Raw genomic sequence first — 24,905 nt, forward strand, 5'->3', positions numbered from 1 at the left:
CAGGTGAACAGGCAGACCACACAGACACTGGTGCTCTCGCTGGAGAAGTACGGGTTCCGCACCAGAAGGGACAGGCAGGGAAGCACGGAGTATGAAGTGGTGGACCTGATGGAGGATGAGGTAAACAACGGGTTCAAGGAGAAAAGACAGGACGGGAAGACCAAAGAGGAGGATGAGGACGAGGGGCTACTGCCGTTCTAAGGTTCGTATGCGCCCAACTTTGAGTTGACAAGGGCTGAGTTAGTGTATAACGTAACGGGTGATAAGAATATATGTAATGCTACATTACATTATTTCTTACCACCCGTTACAAGTATTGGCGTTTTATTTACAAAGGACGCGCTACTGCCGGTACGCGGACTTTAAGGTTCCCCCAGATACTTGAATATCAGTTTCACTTCAAGAGGCATATAGGAATGGCGGTTCTTGTTATAACCCGCTTCCTGCAATTCCGCCATCAGTTGCTTGTTGGCGTAAATCCAGCGGCGCAGAAGCTGAAGGGCGGTAGTTATGCATACACCGGGGTTGTAAAGCATGGCAAGGTCGGCTTTAGTATAAGCGCGGACAGGGACTTTCTCATCTAAGAATTCTTCTTTCATAAACTTGGCTTTTAGTTATTTACATGGTATAAAGGTACTCATTTATGGCGACATACAGAAGGAATAAAGGAGGAATTACCTCTCATTTACTCTCTCGTTTTTTCATACAATTTCAAATAGCTTCAGGAGGGAGGAAGGCGGGAAAGGAACGGGGTATATTTGCAAGGTCAAAAGGGGAAAGAGAGAGGAGATCTTTCGGCAAGCTCAAGATGACGGAGACAGGCGGACTGCAAATACGCTTGAGCAAAGACACCGAAAGGAGGCAACGAAAGGAGAATCCGGCAGTTTACCCGAAAGGACAAGATCAAATTACGTTATTGTTTAACTTTTTAAAATTATCAATTATGGGAGTACCATTCAAGAAGATCCCGCGGAAAGACCCGCGAAAGGCGGATGCCGTGGCAAAGATTTATCCGCAACTGGTCACATTAGGCCCGAACGCAGACCTGGAGGACGTGGCGTACGTGATGAAGGAAAAGAGTTCGTTGACACTGGGTGACATCAAAAGTGTGATTACCAACTTTGTGGAAGCACTGGTGAGCAAGCTCTACAGCGGACAGTCGGTAAACATCAAGGACTTCGGCGTGTTCAGCCTATCGGCAAGGACCGTGGGGGTGGAGAAAGTGGAAGACTGCACCGCAAAGAACATCAAGGCCGTGAAGATTAATTTCCGACCCTCCACTACCATCAGGCCGGACGTTACCGCAACACGGGCCGGACAGAAAATTGATTTCTATGACCTGGAAGCGCTGGTAAACAAGGACGGAAACTCGTCGGGAGGGAGCTCGTCCGGCGATCAGGGAGGATCAGGAAGCGGTGGAGGAGTGGATGAAAATCCGCTGGGATGAGTCTAACGCTAAAAGCATCAGAAATTAAAAATTAAAGAGCATGAAAAAATCTATCTGGGACAAGATCCTGAAAGTGGTGATTGCAGTAGCTTCGGCTATCATAGGGGCACTCAGTGCAAACGCGATGAATGTGTAAAGAAAACGAGGGTGTTCAAAATGAATACCCTCGTTTCTCATTCTTTTAATATCATTTATTGATGTTGTTCCCTCAGCAAATCATTCACCGTCTTCACCGGGTTAAACGTACTCAAAGAAACTTCTACAAACACCGTATTCCAATCACTCATAGCACCATTCCACAATCCTGGAAGTTCGAGTGCCTTGAGGTCTTTACCGTTCTTGGACTTGTAAGAGATGAAACCGGTGGCTTTATCCACGAAGTTAACAAGGTCGAACTTATGGCCTTTATAGTCACGCACGGCACAAACCAGATCTACAGGATTAAAGTGTGTACCTTTCTCAAACATTTCCTTTTTCTCCGGATCATTCATATCAATCTGAGAACTTTCAAGGATTTGCAAAGAGATGGTTCCGTCACTGTTATATGCCAGGAACGGACCACCACCCGGTTCACCTACGTTCTTCACCATACCGCATACGCGCATCGGACGATTCAGTTTCTCTTTCAGATAAAGTACAAGTTCGGCATCCTCCAGGTTCTTTGTCTCAGGATTCTTACAGAACAAGTTCTTCTGCAGGAATTGCAGAATCTCAATCACTTGCTCGTGAGTATATCTGCCGCTATCCAAAAGTTCCAGATAAGCAAACGCTTTTTGTTGCAGGGAAACCAAAACTCCCGCAATCAACTTCTTATACAATACGGTGTCGCCTTTCAACTTATCAGGCACCACATTGTCTATATTCTTAATAAAGATAATGTCCGCATCAAGATCATTCAGATTCTCGATCAATGCGCCATGACCACCCGGACGGAACAATAATTTGCCATTATCACGGAAAGGCTGATTGTCCATATCGGCAGCAACCGTATCCGTGCTGGGCTTCTGCTCGGAAAAAGTAACATTATAATCCACTCCGTATTTCTTTGCATAAACGGCTGCTTTGTCAGCCACCAATGCTTCGAATAAACGGCGATGTTCGGGAGAGACGGTAAAGTGTACGTTTACTTTTCCATTCTTGTTGGCAGCATAAAGCGCACCTTCTACAAGATGTTCTTCCAATGGAGTTCGGCTTCCATCTTCATATCTGTGGAACTTCAGCAAACCTTTCGGAAGCGCACCGTAATTCAGTCCTGCCGCCTCAAGCAATGCAGCCACTACAGCTTTATAATCACCCTCAGCCATCAATGCGGGAATGTTCTTCTCGAATGCTTTCTCACAAGCAGCATTCAAGTCATCATAGAAAGCGAATTTTTCAATCTGCCCGAAGAATGTTTTCTCGAATTTAGTTTCCGGCACATCATAATCAGCTCCGAGAAATTCAAACAAATTCTTGAACATACGGCTTGCTGCACCCGATGCGGGAACAAACTTCACTACTACTTTATCTGTCCGTGTATACGCATCCCATGCATCGAGATAGAGCTTCTGCTCGTCAGTTGCAGGCGCCAGAATGCCTTTTTCGATAGAAGCGGCGGCAGCCAGCTTCAGATACGGAAAACCCTTCTCAAAACAGGCCAGCTGTTCGGCAATCTGTTCTTCTGAAATACCTTTTCGGGTAAGCAACTCTTTGTCTTGCGGTGTTATCATACTATTCATTTTTTATTAATTGATTGCCAAAAATACAAAAAAACCGCAACCCCTATCAAGAAAAAGAAGAAAAAAACTACCTTTGGGCAACAAAAATGGACGAATATGGAAAGAGATGAATTTTTCACTACTGAAGAGAGAGAATTGCTCTTCTCTCTCTACAGAAAATTATTGCAGTTGACCGGTGAGACATTACAAAAAGGTGACTGTAGGAAACTGAAAACACATCTTATCAACTCTATAAAGGATAACCGCGTTCAACGCGACACTTTCGGACTGAATCCGCTGGTTAAGGATATGCAGACCGCCGTTATCGTTGCCGAAGAAATCGGAATGAAACGGGCCTCCATTCTGGGCATCATGCTGCACGAGAGTGTGAGAAACGGCGCTTGCACTACTGAAGAAGTGCAGGCGGCTTTTGGTGAGGATGTAGCCGGAATTATCCGCGGATTGATACGTGTAAACGAACTTTACTCCAAGAGTCCGACGATAGAGTCGGAGAATTTCCGCAACCTGCTGCTCTCGTTTGCAGAGGACATGCGCGTAATCCTGATAATGATTGCAGACCGCGTGAACATCATGCGGCAAATAAAGGATAGCAAGAATGACGAAGCACGCCGGCAAGTGGCCAATGAAGCTGCATACCTCTATGCTCCCCTCGCCCACAAACTGGGCTTGTACAAGCTGAAATCGGAACTGGAAGACCTCTCACTGAAATATACGGAAAAAGAGGTTTACTATCACATCAAGGATAAACTGAACGAGACAAAAGCCTCCCGTGACAAGTATATTGCCGCCTTCATCGCTCCGATGCAGAAAAAACTGGAAGAGGCCGGATTGCATTTCCACATAAAGGGACGTACAAAATCCATTCACTCCATCTATCAGAAGATGAAGAAGCAGAAATGTCCGTTCGAAGGAGTGTATGATTTGTTCGCCATCCGCATCATTCTGAATTCGCAAGTGGAAAAAGAGAAACAGGAATGCTGGCAGGCGTACTCCATTGTGACAGACATGTACCAGCCTAATCCCAAGCGTTTGCGCGACTGGCTGTCCGTGCCCAAGAGCAACGGTTACGAGTCATTACACATCACCGTGATGGGACCTGAGGGAAAATGGGTAGAAGTACAGATACGTACCGAACGCATGGACGACATTGCCGAACGCGGTCTTGCCGCCCACTGGCGCTACAAAGGTGTGAAGGGAGAAACCGGACTGGATGAATGGCTGACCTCCGTACGTGAGGCCCTGGAAAACTCGGATAGTAACGGGCTGGAGGCAATGGATCAGTTCAAGCTGGATTTGTATGAAGATGAAGTATTCGTATTCACTCCAAAAGGTGACCTGTTCAAGCTGGGTAAGGGTGCTACGGTGCTTGATTTCGCCTTCCACATCCACAGCAAACTGGGATGCAAGTGCATTGGCGCCAAAGTAAACGGCAAAAATGCACAGTTACGACAGGTCTTGAATAGCGGTGACCAGGTGGAAATCATGACGTCGAATACACAGACACCCAAGCAGGACTGGCTGAATATCGTAACCAGCTCCAAAGCGCGCACCAAAATCCGCCAGGCATTGAAAGAAATGGCCGCCCGCCAACATGCTTTCGCCAAGGAAACGATAGAACGGAAATTCAAGAACCGGAAAATAGAATATGATGAAGCCGTAATGATGCGTCTTATCAAGCGTCTCGGTTTCAAGACGGTGACGGATTTTTATCAAAGCATTGCGGACGAAACGCTGGATGTGAATGAAATCATAGACAAATATCTGGAACAGCAGAAGCGGGAAAATGATGTACATGATGACATTACGTATCGCAGCGCCGAAGGATATAATCTGCAACAGACGCAGAACGATGAGATCACCCGTTCGAAAGAAGACGTGCTGGTTATCGACCAGAATCTGAAAGGCCTTGATTTCAAGTTGGCACGTTGCTGTAACCCGATTTATGGAGACGACGTATTCGGCTTCGTTACTGTGACCGGAGGAATCAAGATACACCGCAGTGATTGCCCCAATGCTACACAATTGCGTGAACGGTTCGGCTACCGGATTGTGAAAGCGCGTTGGGCAGGCAAATCGCAAGGCACGCAATACCCGATCACGCTCCGCGTAGTGGGACATGATGATATTGGTATTGTGACAAATATCACCTCTATCATTTCAAAAGAGAATGATATTACCCTGCGTTCCATCGGGATTGACTCACACGACGGGTTGTTCTCCGGGACAATGACCATCATGGTGGGTGATACGGGACGACTGGAAACACTGCTCAAGAAGTTGAGGACGGTGAAGGGAGTGAAACAAGTTTCAAGAAGCTGAGTTAGCTAAGAGTGACAAGAGTCTACCCTGGACTAAATGCTAATCTACCCTAGACTAAACGTTAGTCTACCCTAGACTAATCGTTAGTCTAACAGTTAACAGATACTAACAAAAAGAGGCAAAGTGAAATATAACTTAAAAAAGCAAATCCGCAGTTTCGGTTATGCCTGGAAAGGAATCCGGCAATGCGTAGGAAAAGAGCAGAATCTGAGTTTTCATCTCATTACTACGGTAGTGGTGATAGCCGCCGGTTTTTTCTTTGGCATAACACGTACGGAATGGATAGTCATTATCTTATGTATCGGTGTGGTAATTGCCGCGGAGCTGTTTAATACGGCTATAGAGAAATTGGTGGATCTGGTTTCACCGGAACGTCACCCCATCGCCGGACAAGTAAAAGACATTGCCGCCGGAGCAGTGCTGGTGTGCGCTGTTGCGGCGGCAATCATCGGGATTATCATCTTTTTCCCCTATTTGTTTTAGAGTTTTCTATCTCACTCTCTTCCGCTTATAATAAGGACCTGTCAGCAGGAAATAGAAAGCCAGGGCAACCAAGATAGCAATGCCGATTACTTTATAAATCAACTGAAAATCCGTATAAAAATGGAGTTGTTCATTACCGTTATCCGACAGGAAACAGCAGACTGCCATACCTATCAGCAGACCGGCATCCATGGATAAATGACAGGTGGTGTTCGCAGTTCCCCGTTGGCAATGATGTGACAGTTTCACAAATATCTTCGTGAAAGGTATTGTAAGCACTACCAGAACAACAAGAAAGAACAATACACTGTAATCCCCCTGCTTTATCAGCGGCAATGCCACTCCGGGTATGAAGGCTATCAGCATCAGGTTTATGGCAGGAATCCATCCCCGCAACAGCAGGAAACGGTCAAGATTGCAACGGCTCACCCCTATCGGTGCACGGAAAGCTACATACACCCGCAAGGAAAACAATATGCTGAATATGCCGCACAATATAGAAAGATATGCCACCATACTGAAACCTTTGAGATAGAACATCCAGACTCCCACCCCTACTCCTACCAGCATACCCAGGCGCGCAGCCAGCGCAAAGCCCATGTTTCCGGCACTACGGTGTGAAGAAGCTGTAATATCAATGGCCACTGTGATACCTGCGGTCGTCGCTAATCCGAAAGCGGCTCCCTGCACAGCTGCCAGCAACAGCAGCCTGGGAAAAGTATCGACAAAGACATACCCCAGGGTTGCTCCCAACATCACGAACGTGGAATATACCAATACGTGTTTCCGCTTATACTCATCCCCCAGGTATGCATGAAACGGTCCTACAAGGAACATCGCCGCAGCAAAGACCAGAAACATGCTACCCGCCTGTCCGGTAGAGATGCCCAATCGTGACACCATCACCGAAGGAAGTACCGGGAAAAGTGCATATATGGATGCAAAAAGCAGAAAATTGGCAAAGCACATCCGCATAAAGCCCAGTGACCAAAGATTATCAATATTGCTCTTTCTCATTCGGGAAGTCTAAATTCTTCACATCGGATACATAACGGCTGATAGCGTCAGTCATCACCGTATGCAAATCGGCATAACGGCGCAGGAATCGGGGACGGAAACCATTGTTCATGCCCAGCATGTCCTGAACCACCAGAACCTGACCGTCTACTCCGCCACCGGCACCGATACCGATAATAGGGATAGTAAGCTCGCTTGCCACACGTTGCGCCAGAGTAGCAGGAACTTTCTCCAACACAATGGCAAAACAACCGGCTTCTTCCAGCAGGTGGGCATCGCTTATCAGTTTGTCAGCTTCCGCTTCATCCTTAGCGCGAACAGTGTAAGTACCATATTTATTGATGGATTGCGGCATCAGGCCGAGGTGTCCCATGATAGGTATACCGGCACTGAGGATACGCTTCACCGTACCTATGATTTCTTCGCCACCTTCCAGTTTCAAGGCGTCTGCATGACTCTCTTTCATGATACGGATAGCTGAAGCAAGACCTTCCAGTTCATTACCCTGGTAAGAGCCGAAAGGCATATCAACCACCACCATAGCGCGCTTTACACCGCGGACTACGGACTTGGCATGATAAATCATTTGGTCGAGGGTGATGGGAAGAGTCGTTACATTACCCGCCATCACGTTACTGGCAGAATCGCCTACGAGAATTACATCCATGCCTGCACCATCCACAATCTGCGCCATAGTGTAATCATAAGATGTCAACATAGATATCTTTTCGCCTCTCTGTTTCATCTCTATGAGGCGATGAGTTGTCACTTTACGAGTGTCGTCTGAAATATAACCAGCCATAATTTTAATTATTTAGTTATTGATTGCTTTTTCACCACAGATTACACAGATTGGCACAGAGCAATATCATCCTCAGCATATTATCTGTGTAAATCAGTGTAATCTGTGGTGAAAACGCCGCAAAGGTATAACTTTTTCCCTTTACTTATGCAATTCTGTTAATTTATCGTAAGTAAACCCTTCAAAGTCATCCAGAATGTGATGACACAACGGGGCAATTTCTTCACGCGAATTGGTAGTAGCCAGACCGACAACCGTAGCACCGGAGGCCATGCCGGCTTTCAAGCCGTTGAAAGAGTCTTCGAAAACGTAAGTTGTTTCCGGTGTGGTGCCGAACACTTCCATACCAAGGAGGAAACAATCTGGCGCAGGTTTGGAAGCGGTAAACATTTCTGCCGTAAGAATACGGTCAAACATGTTTTTAATCTCCGGTTTAGCCCGATATACAGCCTCCATTTTCTTATCGTTGGAGCTGGTGACTACCGCCATTCTGACATTGTTGCGACGAAGATCGGCAATAAATGCTTCTACCCCCGGAATGAAATCGAAAGACATTTCCTGCTCAAAGCGGTCGAGTCCGGCAGTGATTTCCTCCCGTTCTTTGGCCATACCGGGAAAGAAGGTATCATAAATATACATCAGGGTTTGTCCCTTTACACGCTTCTCCAGGTCTTCCATACCCAAGTAATCTACTCCCATCTTGTGCCAGAAGATGCTATACTGCGTCTCTGTATCGACAACGACACCGTCGAAGTCGAAAAGAACGGCGATATTTTTTGTTTCAGCCATATAAACTTTCTTTTACCTTATAATGTTAATACCTTATGAATTACGGCACAAAGGTCTGAATAATACTTGAACCGAGCAAATATTTCGTAACTTTGCTGCAAAATCATAGATAAGCGGATGATAAGTACTCAATCAAAATTAATTTGTACTATAAATGATAATTTATCGGCGAGGGAATGGGTACGCGGACTACGCGGATAAGGCGGACGAACGCGGACTTTAATCTTTTAGACGCGGATGACACGGATGACGCGGATTTTTAAAGCTGCGCTATACATACCGGCATATCACACCGAAGGAAAAAAGAATCCGCGTCATCCGTGTCATCCGTGTCTGAAAGATTACTTGCACGCCGAAGGAGAACCTTGCTCCAGCGCTACGCTGGTAAATTATCATTTAACTATCTATTATTATATAAACTAATTATGAACACTTACTTATGGATAATAACCCTCACATATTAGGTACCGAACGTATAGGTAAACTGCTGTTACAGTACTCTATCCCCGCCATCATCGGTATGACGATTACCTCGCTGTACAACATCATCGATAGTATTTTCATCGGTCACGGCGTAGGAGCAATGGGTATTGCCGGGTTGGCAATCACTTTCCCGTTGATGAACCTTGTGGTGGCATTCTGTACATTGGTGTCAGCGGGCGGTTCCACCATTTCCTCTATCCGCCTGGGACAAAAAGACCTGGACGGGGCGACTGAAGTACTGGGAAACACACTGATGTTTTGCCTGATTAACGCAGTCGTATTCGGCGGACTTTCTTTTTTGTTTCTGGACGACATATTAAGATTTTTCGGTGCAAGCCGGGACACATTGCCTTATGCGCGTGATTTCATGCAGATTATTCTGATTGGAACACCCATTACTTATACAATGATCGGACTGAACAACATCATGCGTGCCACGGGATATCCCAAGAAAGCGATGCTGACATCTATGGTGACCGTGGTTTGCAACATCATCCTCGCTCCTATCTTTATTTTCCACTTCGACTGGGGAATACGCGGAGCAGCCACGGCAACAGTTATTTCACAGTTCATCGGTATGGTATGGGTGGTGAAACACTTCATCGACAAAGACAGTTTCGTTCGTTTCCGTCCGGACTTCTGGAAGTTGAAAAGACGCATCATCAGCAGCATCTTCTCCATTGGTATGTCTCCATTCCTGATGAATGTATGCGCCTGCGTTATTGTAATTATCATCAACAATTCACTGCAACGCCACGGAGGCGATATGGCTATCGGAGCTTACGGCATTATCAACCGCTTGCTTACGCTTTACGTGATGATTGTATTGGGACTGACTATGGGTATGCAGCCTATCGTGGGTTATAATTACGGTGCACAGAAACATGACCGCGTGAAACAGACATTGAAACTCAGCATCTTGACGGGTGTCTGCATCACCAGCAGTGGATTCCTGATCTGCGAATTGTTTCCGCATGCCGTCTCCGCTATCTTCACAAATGATAATGAATTAATTGATATCGCCTCACGGGGAGTACGTATCTGTGTACTGATGTTCCCGTTGGTAGGTGCACAGATCGTTATCGGCAACTTTTTTCAGAGTATCGGGAAAGCGAAAATCAGTATTTTCCTTTCGCTCACCCGGCAACTGCTGTATTTGCTTCCCGGTCTGATTTTCTTCCCCCGATTCATCGGACTTGACGGTATATGGACCAGTATGCCGGTAGCTGACTTCTTTGCTTTTGTGACGGCTCTTATTGTGCTGTGCACATATATCCGGAAGAAAAACGAGGAGAGTATCGCGTAAGTAATTTGCACCATTCTATCAGAGGGCGTAACCTTCAACGAAGAAAGGTGTAGCCTTAAGTACTAAAGGGCTACACCATCCTAACCAAAGGGTGTAGCTATCCGACCCGGAAGGCTACACCCTTTTTATTATGCCCTACAGATATCTGTCGGCAAGGTAAAAGTGATAAAATGAACTTATTCGCTTTTGATGCTCTGTACGGGATTTTCATTAGCTATACGCCAAGCCTTGAAAATAACCAAAAGCACTATAAGCGCCAACAAAAGCAGTGCCAACAGGACAAACCATACAGGCGAAGGCAAAACACTATCGGCAAACTGCTCCAACCAGGCACCGGAAACATACCAGGCAAAACCTGTACCGACAATCACTGCTCCGACAGCTACTTTCAATATATCCATCGACAGTAATCCAAGTATGGAAGGAGCTTCAGCCCCATTCACCTTACGGATGGCAATCTCTTTGGAACGACGTTGAGTCTCATCGCTTACATAGCCCACAAGCCCCATAAGCACGATAAAGAAAATACAGACAGAAGTTACCCAGACAGTGTTGCGAAAACGATACACATCGCTATAACCCTGACGTTGTATATCCGTATAGGTCGTAAATTCCAATGCCGCTTTCGGATATGCCTCTTTGACAAAAGCATTCAGCCGTGCAAGATTCTCGTCCAACGGCTCTTTCAAACGAACATTATAAGCAAAGTTACGGGAATCGGAAAGAATAAAAGCCGTGCAGGTTTGTTCCATAAAGAACCCCATGTTACGCACATCTTCCACAATGCCGACTACCGTGGGTTGGCTATCGAGCCCCACCCACTGTGCATTGACGGGTAAGCGTTGTCCCAAGGCTTTATCGCCCCACTTCATTGTCTCCACTACTTTCCGGCCGATAAGGGCTTCACCGGTATGTTCCGGCCAAGAACCTTCTACCAGTTTCATACCTACTATCTGCGGAAAATCTTTCGTCACATTCTGGTAGTGCAACGGACAAAGGAAATTCCCCTGAGTATCAGTCAACCCCGTTGTGCTATAATGTGCTATCAACGAATTACTGTTACGGGCCACCGACTCCACATAAGGCTGACGGCGAATAGCATCTTCCACTCCCTGCGGGTCTTCCATATGGTACTGCCCTATTGCCAATCTCTCTGTTCTAAATCCTATACTACGCGTCATGAGATCATGATACTGCCAAATGGTAGTAATCAGCATACCCAGAATAAATGCCACGCCAATGAATTGCACGAACAGTAAACCGCGTTTCCAGGAACGCTTACTGTCAGTGTAACGACGAAAAATCTGTGTCACGGGAATTGTGGCGAACATCCTGCCGGGCAAAATACCTGCCACAAAGAACAGCAGCAAAACCGTCAGTCCAGGTACCCATAGATTATTCCAAGTAAAGAGTTCTACAAGGCGGACATGTAGCAGATCCTCTATTCCTTCGCGGAAAAGACACATCAACATCAGACAGGCAACGATGGAAGTCAGTACCAACAGGCCTGTTTCCCACATGAACATTCCCAAGACGTGTGTTCCGTCGGCACCACAACATTTATGTACGCCCACCGCTTTGGCACGCCGACTGAATGAGGCTACCGCCGCCAACACGTAGTTCATGATAGATACAAAGAAAATGGAAAAGCCCAGCACTCCCAGGATAACCAGCCGACGCACTGTGTCTGGAGTACTAAGATAGATATCCGGCAGAGGCAGCACACTGAATTCCATAACATCCGTACCTTCTTTTGTTTCGGTATAACGCTCTACAGCCTTCTGTATGCGGCCGTTCATGGCTTCCACATCTTCGGGAGTTTTCAGACGGAAAAATACATTATAAATATCATTGGAACGCCAAGTGCCGCGACCAAAGATATGCTCTTCAAGAGTAGGCAGTGAAATCACAATGTTATGACGGTAAGCCGTATTTCCGGGTACATCCTGATAAATACCACGCACAGTGATATCCATCATTTTACCCATAGAAAGAGTCTTACCCACCGGTTCTTCATCACCGAAGAGTTCGCGTGCCTTACTTTGTGAAAGGAAAGCGTATAAAGGGGTACCCAGTTCCTTCGGATCACCGCGCAATACATCAAGTCCGATAGTATGGAAGAAGAGTGTATCTGCAAACATCGGCTGAACATCGTCCAGTTTTTTATCATCGATATAAAATTCGGGCTGATAAAAATTGACCGAAAGACTGGCAGACTCTATCAAGTCGGGCAATGCTTCCCAAAGGTCGGCAGCGGCAGGGCGAAATGTGCTGTAATCATACTCCTTATCGGGAATGCCGTCCTTCACCCGTCGGCAGCGCATCAAGGCCACGCACTCCGGATCTTTATAAAAATTCTCGTAACTCAGTTCATAGGCTATCTGCGAAAAAAGCAGGATACCTATCAGCAGCCCCAGCGTCAAAGACATCAACTTAATGAAATTGCTGCCCCGCCCGCGAAGCAAAATCTGAATAGTATAATAAATTTGTCTCATAAATTCTCTTGTTCCTTATTTATTCGCTCTTGATACTGTTCACAGGATTCTCATTGGCAATCTTCCAGGATTTCCAGATAACGCAAGCAACAATAATAATCAAAATGGCCAGTGCTATCAGCACATATACAATCCAAGAGAGCGGTACTTGTGCGGCAAATTGTTCCATCCACATTCCATTGACATACCACGAAGCAAGCGTACCGATAATGACAGCCGGCCCGGCTACATAAAGTATATCTTTAGAGAGTAATTCCAATATACCTATAGATTCCGCTCCGTTCACTTTACGGATGGCAATCTCCTTCGAACGACGGCGTACCTCGTCCGTAGTGTAACCTATCAGGCCCATCAGCATGATAAAGAACATCGTCACCGCTGCCAATATAGTGGCATTACTGAATACACGCACAGGATTATATTCTCGTAGTATCTGCTGTTCCATCCCCTCGAAGTCTATTGTCTTGTCCGGATATGCCTCGGCGACGTCTTTGTTGAGCCGCCGCAGGTTCTCGGTGAAAGGTTCTTTGAGACGCACGTGGACTGTATTGCCAAAAGTACGGGTATAACCGAAGATTATGACATCCTGCGGTTCGTAAAAGGAACCGATATGGAAATCTTTCAATACACCCACCACTTTATAATTTTTACCTTCCATACGCAACGGGTGGTTCAGGGCTTTATTTCCCCAGCGCATCCGCTCTGCAAAAGCTTCGTTCACAACTATTTCATCTGTGGCGCGTGCAGGGCGCCCCTCCTTCAAGGTCATACCCATCATCTTGAAATAATCTTCGGGAGCACGACTGGTGCGGGTTGAAAAGAGCGATTGTCCGCCCTCACCCTCAATCATCGAGCCGCTGTAGCTCCTGACAGGGCTACTGATGGCACAAGACACCTCTTCTATATAAGGCAGTCCGCAGAAAAAGTGTAATGCGGATTCACTTTCCTCATCTTTACCGAAATAAGCGTTAGCCGAGGCTACGCGATGTGGATCGTAACCCATATCCTTATCTTTCACATAATTGTATTGCGCCATCACCACGTACATCAGTCCACAGATGAAAGCTACACCTGCAAACTGGACAAAAAGCAACGGACGTTTCCAACCTTTCTTTCCTTCCGTATAGCGGCGGAACACCTGCGACACGGGTATTCGGGCAAATAAACGGCCGGGCAACACGCCACCGACGATGAACAAGGCAAGTACCACGGCAGACGGCACCCAGATACGGTCCGGTGCAAAAAGTACACTTAACTTAGCGGCAGTAGTGTCTTCGATGAATTCCTGGAAGTTCAGCAATATCAATCCCATCAGCATCAAGGCAAGCACAATGATAATGCCCGTCTCCAACAGGAACATGGAGAATACCGTACCTCCGCTTGCACCGCTGCACTTATGCACACCCACCGCTTTGGCACGATAGGTAAGTGAGGAAATGGATATCAGCACATAGTTCAGTGCTGCAATAAAGAGGATAGCGAGGGCAAGAATACTCATAATGAAGTCCATGCGCTTCACCTGGTCTTCGTTACGATACACGTCGCGGATAGGTTTTACAAAGGCGGTATAGCCGTAAGCTTTCTTGTCCTCTTCCGGACGGTACTTCTGAATCAGAGCATCGAGGCGGGCGTTCACGACTCCTTTGTCGGCTCCGGGACGGAAGCGGATGTATTCGTAATAACTGTCTCCACCGCGCCAGGAATAGTTACTCCAACCCCGATTCCAACCTGTGGGCATAGACACAACACCTTCGGGGCGCATCGTGGCATTGTCCGGCAGATCCACGTAGGTACCCTTCACGGTGAACTGCATTTCCTTGTCGTAGTTCAGCACCTTCCCGATGGGGTCTTCGTCACCGAATATCTTCCGCGCCAACCGGGCAGACAAGAAGATAACATCCTGTTGCATCAATTCCTTTTCCGGATTTCCGCTCAATACCTCGATACCCATAGTGCGGAAGAAAAGCGAATCGGCCAGCAGTGTCCGGGCGTCGAAACGGACGGTACCATTATATAAAGGTGCGCCCAAGAAGTAAGCCACACTGGTAGCTGCCTCCACCTCCTGAGGAAAATTCTCAAGGATGGCACCCGCCACCGGACCGCAGTTCTGTTTCTGCGGTTGGAATTGTTCACCATTGGCAGTGAAGATGGAAAATATTTGATACAGGTTATCGTAATCTTTATAGCACGTGTCGTAACTTTGTTCGAAGGCTACACGGGCAAACAGCAAGATACTCATCGTCAGTCCCAATCCAAGGGAAACAACTTTGATGATGTTCGAACCACGTCCGCGCAGCAACGTTTGTATAACGTAATAAATTTGTTTCATTGCATATTCTGTTAATTCATAGCTTCATCAATGTTCATAAGGGAATTCCTTGCTTCCTTATAACATCTCTTGCGCCGCAACACTTGCCACAACACTACCGTCGAAAAGATGCACGGTGCGGTGGGCGAAACTTGCATCATGTTGTGAGTGCGTCACCATGATGATAGTGGTTCCTTCCCGGTTCAGTTCCGTCAGCAGATTCATCACTTCCGCACCATTCTTGGAGTCCAGATTACCGGTCGGCTCATCGGCAAGTATCAGCTTCGGATTAGTAACTACCGCACGGGCAATAGCCACACGCTGTTGCTGACCACCGGAAAGCTGTTGGGGAAAGTGCTTGGCACGGTGGCTGATATTCATACGTTTCAGAATATCTTCCACCATCCGGCGGCGTTCGGAAGCCTTGATACCGAGATAAGTCAAAGGCAGTTCCACGTTCTCGTATACATTCAGTTCATCTATCAGGTTAAAGCTCTGAAATACAAAGCCCAATTTACCTTTACGGACGCGGGTACGTTCCTTTTCCTTTAAATCACCGACTTCCTGTCCCAGAAGTTTATATGAGCCTTCCGTCGGATTGTCCAGTAACCCCAGAATATTCAACAGAGTTGATTTACCACAACCTGACGGTCCCATAATGGCTACAAATTCTCCCTCTTTCACTTCGAGGTTCACATGGTTCAATGCTACTGTTTCCACTTCCGTTGTACGGAATACTTTGCTGATGTCATTAATTTCAATCATAATACTGTATAATTATATGTTATTATATTAATTCTCTTTTTTATTCGCTCTTAATGCTGTTTACCGGATTCTCATTTGCTATCCGCCAGGAACGCAGAACAACGCAACCAACGATGATGCCCAATACGCCCAAAGCAATCAATATATAATAGATAACCGGAAATGACGATGTGTCACAAAACTGCTCCCGCCATATATTACCTATATACCACGCTCCTACCGTACCTATAATAACGGCAGGTATTGAAGTCCAAAGCACATCTCTTGCCAGAAGTGAAAGGACGGATGCGGCATCTGCACCATTCACCTTACGAATAGCAATCTCCTTGCTACGACGCTGCATTTCATCGTTGATATATCCTATCAATCCCATCAGCGTAATGAACAGAATAGTGATAGCTGCAAGCACTGCCGCATTGCGGAAGTTCGTCACGCTACGTTCCTGCTGACTTATCAACCCTGGATATGATTTAAATACCAAATCATTTTGCGGAAAGATTTCTCTTACATCTTTATTCAGATTTCGAAGATTCTCCTCAAACGGTTCTTTCAGTTTCAGCAATACAGTTCCGTTGAAGTTCGGGGCGTACGTAATAAACAAAGGTTGTATAGGTTCATAAGCCGGATTGGAAGTAGGAAAATCTTTCAATACTCCTACAATTGTACCCATCACGTTATCTCGCTTCCCTACTTGGCGCCCGATGGGATCTTCTTCCATATTCATAATTTCAAGGAATTTCTCATTGACCACTACCTCACCGTCCTTCGCCATATTGCGGCCTTCTTTCATTTTCAGTCCGAGGAAAGGAATATAATCTTTATCTGCCTGCATCCAGCGTAGGCTGACGTCGTGTCCGGCGGCATTTGTCAACACTTCACCGCTTAGTCCGTCGAGGAAAATGTTGCTACCACTCGCCGCACTTTCCACATATGGCAGATTAGCCAGCGTACTGCGTGCATTCTCCGAATTTCCGAAATCGGTCTGACCAACTACCACCCGCATCGGATCGAAACCGCGATCCATCGTAGTTACGTAATAGCTTTGCGACAGAACCACTCCCAGCAACCCAAAAATGAATGCCACTCCGCAGAACTGCACAAACAGCAAGGGACGTTTCCATCCTTTCTTCCCTTCCGTATAGCGGCGGAATACTTGTGTCACCGGAATACGCGAGAATATATAACCCGGCAACATCCCTCCCACCACAAACAGAAAGGTGACAACGCAAAGCGATACCCATATATTCTCCCATCCGAAGATGCCGGCAAGCGATACATCGAGTAAGTCTTCCACAGATTCACGCAAATATACCAACAGCAATGCCATGCATGCCAGCGAAACCAGCAGAATAATACCCGTCTCCAAAATGAACATGCCAAAGATTGTGTTTCCTCCCGCCCCGTTGCACTTGTGTACACCGATGGATTTGGCACGTCGTGCCATAGAAGAAATGGATATCAATACATAATTCAGAGTGACGATGAAAAGAATGGCACCGCCCAGTGTGAGTAGAATCCACACCATGCGCATGGAACTGACACCGCCATCCATACGGTAATTCCTCACAGGAGTGAGCTCTATCGCATACTTCACACTGGAATCATCACCATAAAAACGTTTCACCAACTCGGGAAAGCGTGCGGTTACCTTATCAAAGTCTTCAGCATGGCGCAGACGAATGCAAGACAGATAACTGTCACCGCCTCTCCATCCCCAATATCCCCATCCATGCTTGGCAGAACTGGCAAGAGACATCACTATCCGTACACCATAAAAGGAGGAATTTTCCGGAAAATCTTCAAAAACACCTTTCACCGTCATAGGTAATTGCCTGCTCATAGTGAGCGTCTGCCCTATTGGATCTTGCTCGGCAAAAGCCTCACGCGCCATACTGCGACTGATAAACAATACATCCGGATTGGTCAGTTCATTCGGGTTACCCGTCACCAGCGGAATGCCTATGGTAGAAAAAAAGCAGGAGTCACCTGTCATGGCATGGCAAGTAAAACGGTTGTTATCTCGGAACCACCCGCTGTTTCTCCACCATTGCTGGGTAACAGTGGCACTCTCCACTTCTTCAGGAAAAGCATCGGCTATAGCCCCGGCAACTGGTCCCATCGTAATGTGTGACTCCATATGCCTGTCACCTATGTCCCAAATGCTCTTAACTACATATAACCGCTCGTGATCTTTGTAGCACGTGTCATAGTTGAACTCAAAAGCCTGACGGGCAAATATGAGTATACTAACCGTAATTCCCAAAGTAAGGGAGATTATCTTTATCAAATTAGAGCCACGACTATGCAGCAAAGTTTGAATTACATAATAAAATGACTTCATAGGGCATATATAAGATTATGTGATATTCTACTTTTAATATTGCAGAAAGCATGCCAAACCTTAAAATCCATTTATTATCAAGTATTTACCTTTTCATACGCATTTCGTCAGTGTCTAATTATTAGACACCTCCGTCCAATAATTAGACAGCTAATGAAAAAAGTCCGGTACGAAGAGAACAGAAAAAAGGAAGATAAGACAAGTATTTATCAAAAAGAAAACTCTATATTTGCCCGCAGTTTTCTAATGAGAACTAATAATATAAATATCATAACACATGAGACTATCTAAACTCCTATTCATCCCGCTCTTAGGCCTGTGTATGAGCGGTTGCGATATGATAGATTATCATCCCTATGACACGCGCATCAGCGGTCAGACGGATATCAACAATTATAATATCGAAAAGATAGAGGCTAAATGTAAGGATAAGACTACCATCCGTTTCGTCACTATGGGCGATTCACAGCGGTGGTATGATGAGACTGTAGATTTTGTCAATCATCTTAATAAACGGGATGATATCGACTTTGTTATCCACGGCGGAGACTTCAGCGACTTCGGGGTAACCGATGAATTCCTGTGGCAGCGTGATATTATGAATAAGCTGAAAGTCCCCTACGTGGGTTTGATAGGTAACCACGACTGTATCGGTACAGGTAAAGAAACTTTTCGTGCCGTTTTCGGTGATCCGGATTTCTCTTTCATCGCCGGACGTATCAAATTCGTTTGTCTGAACACCAATGCGCTCGAATATGACTACTCAGATCCTATTCCGGATTTTGACTTCATCTCCAGGCAGCTTGAAGACCGCCGCGACGAGTACGACCGTACCATATTCTCCATGCACATCCGCCCTTTCTGCTTTGAGTTCAACAACAACGTGGCCGACGTCTTTCAATATGCCATCAAGCAATATCCCAATCTATTGTTCTGTACCGCTGCCCACGAGCACCGTTTGTTTGAAGAAGACCTCTTTGAGGACGGCGTGATGTACTACATGAGTGACTGCATGAAACATCGCAGCTACTATATATTCACTATAACCCCTGACGGATATGAGCGCGAAGTGGTCTATTATTAAAGTACTGGCGTGCTTTCTGCTTATCTGTTCGTCCGTCGGCTATGCACAAGAGGTGAAGACTATTACCATAGAACCGCGCCAGATGTTCAGAGATACCATCATCATCACGAGATATGACACAGTATGGATGGAAAAAGAAAAGGTGAGGATAGACAGTGCCGACATTAGTGACAAGCGTCCCAACCGTTACGACAGACGTGTACACCGCTACCGGAAGCATTGGGAAAGCCTGATTCCGACACACACGAAGCTGCAATTCGCCGGTAATATGGGATTGATTTCTCTGGGTACAGGGTGGGATTACGGCAAGCGTAATCAATGGGAAACGGATATATTCTTTGGTATTCTACCTAAATATCAGTCCAAACGGACTAAGATTACCATGACCTTAAAGCAAAATTACATGCCCTGGAGCATTGCCCTCGGAAAAGAATTCTCCGTAGAACCTCTCGCTTGCGGTATGTACCTCAATACCGTATTCGGCAATGAATTCTGGACACATGAGCCTGAACGTTACCCGAAAGGCTACTATGGCTTTTCATCTAAAGTACGTATCCATATCTTCCTTGGACAACGACTGACGTATGACATTCCTCCACGTTGGCGTCTGGGAGCAAGAGCCGTTACCTTTTTCTATGAGATAAGTACGTGTGACCTGTACGTAGTAAGTGCATTCACTAATAAATATCTGAAACCGAAAGATTATCTCAGTCTGTCATTCGGTTTGAAAACGCAGTTATTCTAAGCATGATATAAAAGAAAAAGGGCTGCATCTTCTTATGCGAAGTGCAGCCATTTTTGTTTCCTTGCTATCTTGTCAACTAAAAACTTGTGTCGACTTGTCAACTGAAACCTTGTTAACTTAATACGAACGGGCAAACAGAGCACGACAAGCCGACGGTTTGCCGGTTACCATACAAACACCCGGTTCTTTATCATCATCCAAGAAGGTTTCGAAGGGGATACAACGAATAGTAGCTTTAGTATCTTCCTTGATTTTCTCTTCTGTCTCAGTCGTACCGTCCCAGTGAGCCAGGATAAAGCCACCTTCTTCAATCTTCTTCTTGAACTCATCGTAGCTATCCACTTTCGTAATGCGAGAGTTGCGATAGTTGAGGGCTTTCTGGTAGATATTGGCCTGAATCTCTTCCAACAAATCTTTTACATATTCTTCAATGCCATCGCAAGAACGGGTTTCTTTCTCCAGCGTATCGCGACGCATTACTTCCATTGTATTGTTTTCCAGGTCACGACCACCCATTACCAAACGAACAGGTACACCCTTCAGTTCATAATCAGCGAACTTGAAGCCCGGACGCTTGTTGTCAGCATTATCATACTTAACTGAAATGCCCATCGATTTCAGTTTCGTAACGATACCCGCAATCTTCTCGTCAATCTTCTGCAACATCTCTGCATTCTTATAGATAGGAACGATAACAACCTGTATCGGAGCCAGATGTGGAGGCAATACCAGTCCGTTGTCATCAGAGTGGGTCATGATAAGTGCACCCATCAAACGGGTAGATACCCCCCATGAAGTAGCCCAGACATATTCCATCTTATTCTCTTTATTTACGAACTGTACATCGAATGCTTTGGCGAAGTTCTGTCCGAGGAAGTGGGATGTGCCACTTTGCAAAGCTTTTCCATCTTGCATCATAGCTTCGATAGTATAAGTATCCAGAGCACCTGCAAAACGTTCGTTGGCTGACTTCACACCTTTCACCACAGGAACAGCCATGTATTTTTCAGCAAATTCAGCGTACACATTCAGCATACGTACTGCTTCTTCTTCAGCTTCTTCGCGGGTAGCGTGTGCAGTATGTCCTTCTTGCCACAGGAACTCGGCAGTACGCAGGAAAAGACGGGTACGCATTTCCCAACGCATCACGTTAGCCCACTGGTTGCACAGGATGGGCAGGTCACGATACGAATTAATCCAGTTCTTATAGGTATTCCAAATGATGGTTTCGGAAGTAGGACGGATAATCAGCTCTTCTTCCAATTTGGCTTCCGGGTCCACAATCACACCACTACCGTCGGGAGCGTTCTTCAGACGGTGATGGGTAACAACTGCACATTCCTTTGCAAAACCTTCCACATGCTCCGCTTCACGGCTGAGGAAAGACTTCGGAATCAACAGAGGAAAATAAGCATTCACATGTCCCGTTTCCTTAAACATATCGTCAAGCTGACGCTGCATCTTCTCCCAGATTGCGTAACCGTAAGGTTTAATCACCATACAACCACGCACAGCCGACTGTTCTGCCAAATCGGCCTTTACCACCAATTCATTATACCACTGCGAATAATTCTCGCTGCGTTTGGTCAGGTCTTTTAATTCTACTGCCATTTTATTTCGTTTTTTAAAGTTTTTCGGATATTTCTATTAAACAGTCGGCAAAAGTACAAAATTTTGTGCGAAAAGTGCTTTTAATAAAAGCACTATTTTAAAAAAGGCATAGCTACATAATAATATGTGGCACAAACTCCGACATATTATCTGTTATTTCCATACGGTTTTCACGGATACCTATACCGGCCGGCTCCCCTCCTATTATCCATGAGCCAATGACCGGATAACGTCCGCTATAAGGCGTAGGAGTCACATATTCCTGATAGACATAAGCACCTGTATTATAATCTCCTTCCGTTTCGGCAATACATACCCGTTCTTCCCAATTCCGTATTTCCTGAACGCTTACATTGTGCCCTTCACGCGAAAAGACCGGTTTCTTACAGAAGACTCCCGATTGTGGACGCGACATATAACAGGGAAGCACATAAGGAGAAGTGGGAAACAAATCAGACAATACGCTGAGAATAGCCTTGTTCGACATAACGAGTTTCCAGATTGGTTCCAGCCACTTCACATCTGCCAGGCAACCATCAGGGCTTTCATCCGCCATCCACTCCCAAGGGTAGAGCTTGAAACAGCGTTTCACTGGCTCACCAGCCGGGTCGAAGAAATGTCCGTCCTGCAGATTAAGAGCATTCATATCTAATACGCGGGTGGAAAATCCGGCTTCCATTGCCGTGCTTGCCAGATATTGCAGTGTACCGGTATCCTCATTATTTTCCAGTGCACCGGCAAAGTGAATATCTCCTCCTTCCGGAAAAATATCTTTCCACGATTGCACCAATCCTTCATGAATACCGTTATACTGATCGTAATCGGGGAATACATCTTCTTTCCACTGCCATTGAATGATAGCAGCTTCCAACAATGAAGTAGGCGTATCGGCATTGAATTCCAGAATTTTGGGAATTCCGTCCTTGGACAGCATAAAGTCAAAACGTCCGTATAAACTCAGTTCATCGGCATCCCATGATTCACGAATGCACTCGCATACTTCTTCCGGAATATTCAGGATATGTTCCATAAATCCCGATTTATATTCAAGGATATGCTGAACTGCCTCACAATACATGCGATAGGCTTCCCGGGTAGCTTCTTCCAAACGCTCTATCTCATCGGTCGTGAAACAATAGTATGCTTCTTCACGCCAATAATCGCCATGGAAATCAAATCCCAACGCCTCTATTTTCTCTTTATAATCAGGGCGCGGAATGACAGGTATTCTTTTCATTGACGGCACTTGTTAACTATGAACACCGGATGAACGGCGCGTTTTGCCGAATACACTTCCGCTTGATTTCGATTTCGGAGATTTTACGCTTACTTTAGAAGGAGGATTTACACGTGCACCGTTCGCATCCGTCCAGTTGCCCGATCGCGGATAATAATAGTGTGTAGTAGCAAGCCCGTTAGATATTGACGGCATCAATGCCCAACGCATCAGCATAGCATTGTATATCCAACTGTTCCCATGATTATCACGGTATTCTTCCTTATCTTTCGGATTGTCCGGTAACTCAGTTTTTTGTGTACATCCGGCAAGTGACATCAGGCAAATCGCTGCTGCAAGAAATTGTCGTTTATTCATAATCTTATATGTTCTTGTTTTTGCAGCGACAAAAGTATATAAAAAGAGAGAATTAACAGAGATATCCACAAGATAATTTCAGAACAATAAATGCTATCCGGTGTTTATTTAAACAGCATTTACTATATTCTATATTAAAACATCATATCCTTCTGAACGTATACTTCCTTATTTATATTAAAAAAGTTGTATTATTTAGCTATATATTTGGTTTTACGAATAGAATTTTATATTTTTGCATCGTATAATACAACTTTTTAAAGTTGTACTTATAGAATATATTGAGAATTTATAAATTTAAAACATACAGATATGGGCAGAAAAATCAACTTTTCAGTTTTAGCAACTGTCACGGTGGCATTACTCTCTTCTTGTACCAACAACGATGTATATGATCCCAGCAAAGAGGGAGATTTGAAAAAGGCTCAGTATGAAGAGGCTTTTATCAATAAGTATGGAACTATTTCGCCCGTTCAGGATTGGGGATTCGGTGAAAATCTTACTACACGTGGTGCTAACACCAACAGTAATCAATGGAAAGACTTTACTGAAGTACCAGAGGCTATCACACCAGCAGAAAAAGAAAAGGTTACTGAGTGGTTTAAAGCAAATAAGAACCCTACATCCATCGCCATTAATTGGTCGGACTTCTTTGTGCAGCATGTAAGTAGTTCACATTCTAATATGGACCAATTGCGTGCAGTGTTGCCAAATGGCAGTGAGGAGCATGTCAATAACTTCAATGCCAGCGATGGATCAATCATGTTAATGCAAAAAAGCGGAACATCTAAGTTTGGATATTTTAATTCTATGGATGGTAAAACACACTACGAATATACCATCCAGTATATTGATGGCGCTTATTATGTAGGATTTGACTTTGAAGCAAACGGACAAAACTCTAATCAACAAGAAGCTGCTGATGGCTACTATAGCGACTGGATATTAAAAATCACTCCTGCCAAATACACCAGTGCACGAAGAGTGATGGCCGAAGACCTTGGGGCGATTGGAGATTTTGATTTTAACGATGTAGTATTCGATGCTGCCATAGTAAATGGTGATGCTGTAATCACTTTGCTGGCTGCCGGTGGAACCTTGCCTCTGTATATTGGAGGAGAGAGCGCAGAATACGAAGTTCACAATCTTTTTGGAGTTAGCACTAGTACAATGGTAAATACAGCAGGCGGAAAACATCAGAACATGCCTCCTATAATGTTCAGACTTACAGGATATGCCAACAAGACCATAATTGACATTCCAATTACAGTAAACGGAATAACACTAAAAGCGGAAACAGGAAAAGCCCCCGGAAAGCTAAGTGTTCCTACTACAGTAGATTGGGCAAATGAAAGTCAGGCTATTGACAACAGATATCCCAAGTTTAAGGATTACGTGAATAACCCTGATATTAAATGGTGGGAAGAATAAAGAAGAAGATACATAGGTGACTAAACGGAGAAAAGGGGATGATACTACTATAATGTATCATCCCCTTTTGTATGGGTCAGTCCGAAAACCCTGTGGGTATGTTATGTTAATAAGCGAAAGTGAATTATCTTTGCGGTTATATTTAAACAACAACAATCCAATGAATT

The 24,905-nt window shown here is 45.3% G+C and carries 21 protein-coding genes; 9 read left to right on the forward strand and 12 right to left on the reverse strand.

What is annotated here, in order from left to right:
• Positions 1–201, forward strand: a 201-nt coding sequence (locus BUC01_RS23225; protein WP_139261910.1) for a hypothetical protein, incomplete at its 5' end; no start/stop codon positions are given.
• Between the two features lie 161 nt (positions 202–362).
• Here BUC01_RS23225 and BUC01_RS23230 read toward each other — a convergent pair.
• Positions 363–599 carry a DUF4248 domain-containing protein gene (locus BUC01_RS23230; protein ID WP_025835831.1) on the reverse strand — a complete coding sequence of 79 codons (237 nt, stop codon included), beginning with the start codon at positions 597–599 and terminating at the stop codon, positions 363–365.
• Between the two features lie 344 nt (positions 600–943).
• Between BUC01_RS23230 and BUC01_RS23235 the strand changes: the two genes are divergently transcribed.
• Both BUC01_RS23235 and BUC01_RS25640 read left to right on the forward strand, forming a co-directional pair.
• Positions 944–1,447 carry an HU family DNA-binding protein gene (locus tag BUC01_RS23235; protein ID WP_073315045.1) on the forward strand — a complete coding sequence of 168 codons (504 nt, stop codon included), beginning with the start codon at positions 944–946 and terminating at the stop codon, positions 1,445–1,447.
• 40 nt (positions 1,448–1,487) lie between these two features.
• Entirely contained in the window at positions 1,488–1,583 is a 96-nt protein-coding gene (locus tag BUC01_RS25640; RefSeq protein WP_156482078.1) for a smalltalk protein, read from the forward strand.
• Between the two features lie 55 nt (positions 1,584–1,638).
• On the opposite strand, the gene BUC01_RS23240 is transcribed toward BUC01_RS25640, so the two are convergent.
• Positions 1,639–3,156 carry a DUF4301 family protein gene (locus BUC01_RS23240; RefSeq protein WP_025835832.1) on the reverse strand — a complete coding sequence of 506 codons (1,518 nt, stop codon included), beginning with the start codon at positions 3,154–3,156 and terminating at the stop codon, positions 1,639–1,641.
• 105 nt (positions 3,157–3,261) lie between these two features.
• Here BUC01_RS23240 and BUC01_RS23245 point away from each other — a divergent pair, with 105 nt between their 5' ends.
• Together BUC01_RS23245 and BUC01_RS23250 are read left to right on the forward strand one after the other, a co-directional pair.
• Positions 3,262–5,484 carry a RelA/SpoT family protein gene (locus BUC01_RS23245; RefSeq protein ID WP_073315028.1) on the forward strand — a complete coding sequence of 741 codons (2,223 nt, stop codon included), beginning with the start codon at positions 3,262–3,264 and terminating at the stop codon, positions 5,482–5,484.
• 123 nt (positions 5,485–5,607) lie between these two features.
• A complete protein-coding gene (locus tag BUC01_RS23250; protein WP_025835833.1) occupies positions 5,608–5,967 on the forward strand; it encodes a diacylglycerol kinase family protein in 360 nt (119 codons plus the stop codon).
• 6 nt (positions 5,968–5,973) lie between these two features.
• Here BUC01_RS23250 and BUC01_RS23255 read toward each other — a convergent pair whose 3' ends face one another.
• From BUC01_RS23255 to BUC01_RS23265, 3 genes are all read right to left on the reverse strand, one after another.
• Complete coding sequence (locus tag BUC01_RS23255; protein WP_025835834.1) at positions 5,974–6,984, reverse strand: MFS transporter; 1,011 nt, start codon at positions 6,982–6,984, stop codon at positions 5,974–5,976.
• The gene (gene panB, locus BUC01_RS23260) at positions 6,965–7,786 is read right to left on the reverse strand and encodes a 3-methyl-2-oxobutanoate hydroxymethyltransferase (RefSeq protein WP_025835835.1); all 822 of its coding nucleotides are present in this window, start codon (positions 7,784–7,786) and stop codon (positions 6,965–6,967) included. The genes BUC01_RS23255 and panB overlap by 20 nt, the downstream gene beginning before the upstream one ends.
• A 141-nt stretch (positions 7,787–7,927) precedes the next feature.
• The gene (locus BUC01_RS23265; RefSeq protein WP_025835836.1) at positions 7,928–8,575 is read right to left on the reverse strand and encodes an HAD family hydrolase; all 648 of its coding nucleotides are present in this window, start codon (positions 8,573–8,575) and stop codon (positions 7,928–7,930) included.
• Between the two features lie 439 nt (positions 8,576–9,014).
• Here BUC01_RS23265 and BUC01_RS23270 point away from each other — a divergent pair, with 439 nt between their 5' ends.
• Positions 9,015–10,364 carry an MATE family efflux transporter gene (locus tag BUC01_RS23270; RefSeq protein ID WP_025835528.1) on the forward strand — a complete coding sequence of 450 codons (1,350 nt, stop codon included), beginning with the start codon at positions 9,015–9,017 and terminating at the stop codon, positions 10,362–10,364.
• A gap of 176 nt (positions 10,365–10,540) precedes the next feature.
• On the opposite strand, the gene BUC01_RS23275 is transcribed toward BUC01_RS23270, so the two are convergent.
• From BUC01_RS23275 to BUC01_RS23290, 4 genes are read right to left on the reverse strand one after another with little or no spacing between them, the layout of a single operon-like run.
• Positions 10,541–12,859 carry an ABC transporter permease gene (locus tag BUC01_RS23275; protein WP_073315030.1) on the reverse strand — a complete coding sequence of 773 codons (2,319 nt, stop codon included), beginning with the start codon at positions 12,857–12,859 and terminating at the stop codon, positions 10,541–10,543.
• A 19-nt stretch (positions 12,860–12,878) separates the two neighbouring features.
• A complete protein-coding gene (locus tag BUC01_RS23280) occupies positions 12,879–15,188 on the reverse strand; it encodes an ABC transporter permease (protein ID WP_073315032.1) in 2,310 nt (769 codons plus the stop codon).
• A gap of 57 nt (positions 15,189–15,245) precedes the next feature.
• Positions 15,246–15,932, reverse strand: coding sequence for an ABC transporter ATP-binding protein (locus BUC01_RS23285; RefSeq protein WP_073315034.1), 687 nt, complete (start codon positions 15,930–15,932; stop codon positions 15,246–15,248).
• A 40-nt stretch (positions 15,933–15,972) separates the two neighbouring features.
• Positions 15,973–18,273: an ABC transporter permease gene (locus BUC01_RS23290; RefSeq protein ID WP_073315036.1), complete on the reverse strand. Its 2,301-nt coding sequence runs from the start codon at positions 18,271–18,273 to the stop codon at positions 15,973–15,975.
• Between the two features lie 277 nt (positions 18,274–18,550).
• On the opposite strand from BUC01_RS23290, the gene BUC01_RS23295 reads away from it, so the two are divergent.
• On the forward strand, positions 18,551–19,357 hold the full coding sequence (locus BUC01_RS23295; RefSeq protein WP_025835527.1) for a metallophosphoesterase family protein: 807 nt from the start codon (positions 18,551–18,553) through the stop codon (positions 19,355–19,357).
• On the forward strand, positions 19,332–20,102 hold the full coding sequence (locus BUC01_RS23300; RefSeq protein WP_025835526.1) for a hypothetical protein: 771 nt from the start codon (positions 19,332–19,334) through the stop codon (positions 20,100–20,102). The genes BUC01_RS23295 and BUC01_RS23300 overlap by 26 nt, the downstream gene beginning before the upstream one ends.
• Before the next feature lie 117 nt (positions 20,103–20,219).
• Here the strand turns inward: BUC01_RS23300 and proS are convergent, their stop codons facing one another.
• The 3 genes from proS to BUC01_RS23315 form a co-directional block, all read right to left on the reverse strand.
• Positions 20,220–21,713 (reverse strand): proline--tRNA ligase, encoded by a 1,494-nt coding sequence (gene proS, locus BUC01_RS23305; RefSeq protein ID WP_073315039.1) that lies wholly within the window; start codon positions 21,711–21,713, stop codon positions 20,220–20,222.
• 112 nt (positions 21,714–21,825) lie between these two features.
• The gene (locus tag BUC01_RS23310; protein ID WP_073315041.1) at positions 21,826–22,950 is read right to left on the reverse strand and encodes a glutathionylspermidine synthase family protein; all 1,125 of its coding nucleotides are present in this window, start codon (positions 22,948–22,950) and stop codon (positions 21,826–21,828) included.
• A gap of 12 nt (positions 22,951–22,962) precedes the next feature.
• Positions 22,963–23,307 carry a hypothetical protein gene (locus BUC01_RS23315; RefSeq protein WP_025835524.1) on the reverse strand — a complete coding sequence of 115 codons (345 nt, stop codon included), beginning with the start codon at positions 23,305–23,307 and terminating at the stop codon, positions 22,963–22,965.
• Positions 23,308–23,619: 312 nt separating this feature from the next.
• Between BUC01_RS23315 and BUC01_RS23320 the strand changes: the two genes are divergently transcribed.
• Positions 23,620–24,738 (forward strand): hypothetical protein, encoded by a 1,119-nt coding sequence (locus BUC01_RS23320; RefSeq protein WP_073315043.1) that lies wholly within the window; start codon positions 23,620–23,622, stop codon positions 24,736–24,738.
• The last annotated feature ends 167 nt before the right edge of the window (positions 24,739–24,905 follow it).

It is taken from the genome of Bacteroides stercorirosoris (assembly GCF_900142015.1).
GTDB classification, from domain to species: Bacteria; Bacteroidota; Bacteroidia; order Bacteroidales; family Bacteroidaceae; genus Bacteroides; species Bacteroides stercorirosoris.